Below are 2780 nucleotides of genomic sequence, written 5' to 3'. Positions count from 1 at the left end.
AGCACAGGGTGCTCGGGGGTTTTGGGATAAGGTCCTGGCAGTGACCTACTTTCACATGGGGAGGCCCCACACTATCATCGGCGAGGTCCTGTTTCACTTCTGAGTTCGGGATGGGATCAGGTGGTTCCAGGACTCTATGGCCGCCAGGAAAACTGTGTTGTCTTGCCCGATATCTCGGACAGGACCAATTCGGTGTTGATCGTTGTTGGCAGTTGCGTGAGCCGATGCCCGTGCAACGCACTTGGGTGTTATATGGTCAAGCCGCACGGTCAATTAGTACAGGTTAGCTTCACACGTTACCGCGCTTCCACATCCTGCCTATCAACGTCGTGGTCTTCGACGGACCTTCAGGGGCATCGAGTGCCCAGGGAGACCTCATCTTGGGAGGGGCTTCCCGCTTAGATGCTTTCAGCGGTTATCCCGTCCGTACATAGCTACCCGGCAATGCCACTGGCGTGACAACCGGAACACCAGGGGTACGTCCACTCCGGTCCTCTCGTACTAGGAGCAGCTTCCCTCAAGTCTCCAACGCCCACGGCAGATAGGGACCGAACTGTCTCACGACGTTCTAAACCCAGCTCGCGTACCACTTTAAATGGCGAACAGCCATACCCTTGGGACCGACTTCAGCCCCAGGATGTGATGAGCCGACATCGAGGTGCCAAACACCGCCGTCGATATGAACTCTTGGGCGGTATCAGCCTGTTATCCCCGGAGTACCTTTTATCCGTTGAGCGATGGCCCTTCCATACAGAACCACCGGATCACTAAGACCTACTTTCGTACCTGCTCGACGTGTCAGTCTCGCAGTCAAGCACCCTTATGCCTTTGCACTCATTGCGCGATTTCCGACCGCGCTGAGGGTACCTTCGTGCTCCTCCGTTACGCTTTGGGAGGAGACCGCCCCAGTCAAACTACCCACCATGCACTGTCCCTGATCCGGATCACGGACCGAGGTTAGAACTCCGAACATACCAGGGTGGTATTTCAAGGTTGGCTCCACAGCAGCTGGCGCCACTGTTTCAAAGCCTCCCACCTATCCTACACAAGTAGGTTCAAAGTCCAGTGCAAAGCTATAGTAAAGGTTCACGGGGTCTTTCCGTCTAGCCGCGGGTACTCGGCATCTTGACCGAGATTTCAATTTCACTGAGTCCCTGGTGGAGACAGTGCCGCCATCGTTACGCCATTCGTGCAGGTCGGAACTTACCCGACAAGGAATTTCGCTACCTTAGGACCGTTATAGTTACGGCCGCCGTTTACCGGGGCTTCGATCAAGAGCTTCTCCGAAGATAACCCCATCACTTAACCTTCCGGCACCGGGCAGGCGTCACACCCTATACGTCCTCTTACGAGTTTGCAGAGTGCTGTGTTTTTAATAAACAGTCGCAGCGGCCTGGTCACTGCAACCCTCTTCGGCTCCACGAGCAAGTCGCTTCACCTACCAAGGGCGTACCTTCTCCCGAAGTTACGGTACCATTTTGCCTAGTTCCTTCACCAGGGTTCTCTCAAGCGCCTTGGGATTCTCACCCTGCCCACCTGTGTCGGTTTGGGGTACGGTCATCTGTAACCTGAAGCTTAGAGACTTTTCCTGGAAGCTTGGCATCAATCACTTCGTTCCCGTAGGAACTCGTCATCACGTCTCAGGATTGTGTCCCCGGATTTGCCTAAGGACACTCCCTACACGCTTGGACCGGCACAACCATCGGCCGGCTGACCTAGCCTTCTCCGTCATCCCATCGCAGTTACAGTTGGTGCAGGAATATTAACCTGCTTCCCATCGACTACGCCTTTCGGCCTCGCCTTAGGGGCCGACTCACCCTGCGCCGATGAACGTTGCGCAGGAAACCTTGGGCTTTCGGCGAGGGGGACTCTCACCCCCTTTGTCGTTACTCATGTCAGCATTCGCACTTCTGATATCTCCAGCATGCCTGACAGCACACCTTCGCAGACTTACAGAACGCTCCCCTACCATGCGTTTACACGCATCCGCAGCTTCGGTACATGGCTTGAGCCCCGTTACATCTTCCGCGCAGGCCGACTCGACCAGTGAGCTATTACGCTTTCTTTAAAGGATGGCTGCTTCTAAGCCAACCTCCTGGCTGTCTGGGCCTTCCCACATCGTTTCCCACTGAGCCATGATTTAGGGACCTTAGCTGGCGGTCTGGGTTGTTTCCCTCTCGACGACGGACGTTAGCACCCGCCGTCTGTCTCCCGTGGTCAAACTTACTGGTATTCGGAGTTTGCATCGGTTTGGTAAGCCGGGATGGCCCCCTAGCCGAAACAGTGCTCTACCCCCAGCAGTTATCCACGAGGCGCTACCTAAATAGCTTTCGGGGAGAACCAGCTATCTCCGAGCTTGATTAGCCTTTCACTCCGACCCACAGCTCATCCGAATCTTTTTCAACAGATCCCGGTTCGGGCCTCCAGCGCGTGTTACCGCGCCTTCACCCTGGCCATGGGTAGATCGCCCGGTTTCGGGTCTACTCCCAGCGACTGATCGCCCATTTAAGACTCGCTTTCGCTACGCCTCCCCTATTCGGTTAAGCTTGCCACTGAGAAGTAAGTCGCTGACCCATTATACAAAAGGTACGCAGTCACTCCCGAAGGAGCTCCCACTGCTTGTACGCAGACGGTTTCAGGTTCTATTTCACTCCCCTCAACGGGGTTCTTTTCGCCTTTCCCTCACGGTACTGGTTCACTATCGGTCGGTAGGGAGTATTTAGCCTTGGAGGATGGTCCCCCCATCTTCAGACAGGATGTCACGTGTCCCGCCTTACTCG

The 2780-nt window shown here is 55.4% G+C and carries 2 rRNA genes (1 of these 2 cut by a window edge); both read right to left on the bottom strand.

What is annotated here, in order from left to right:
* Positions 1–32 precede the first annotated feature (32 nt).
* Positions 33–148 (bottom strand): 5S ribosomal RNA (gene rrf, locus HF203_RS15985).
* A gap of 104 nt (positions 149–252) precedes the next feature.
* A 23S ribosomal RNA gene (locus HF203_RS15980) occupies positions 253–2780 on the bottom strand; it runs 357 nt beyond the window's last position.

Origin of the sequence: Marichromatium bheemlicum, assembly GCF_012276755.1 — a bacterium.
Taxonomy (GTDB): Bacteria; Pseudomonadota; Gammaproteobacteria; order Chromatiales; family Chromatiaceae; genus Marichromatium; species Marichromatium bheemlicum.
Note: the sequence above shows the minus strand (reverse complement) of the source record. Positions and strands in the feature narration are given on the sequence as shown.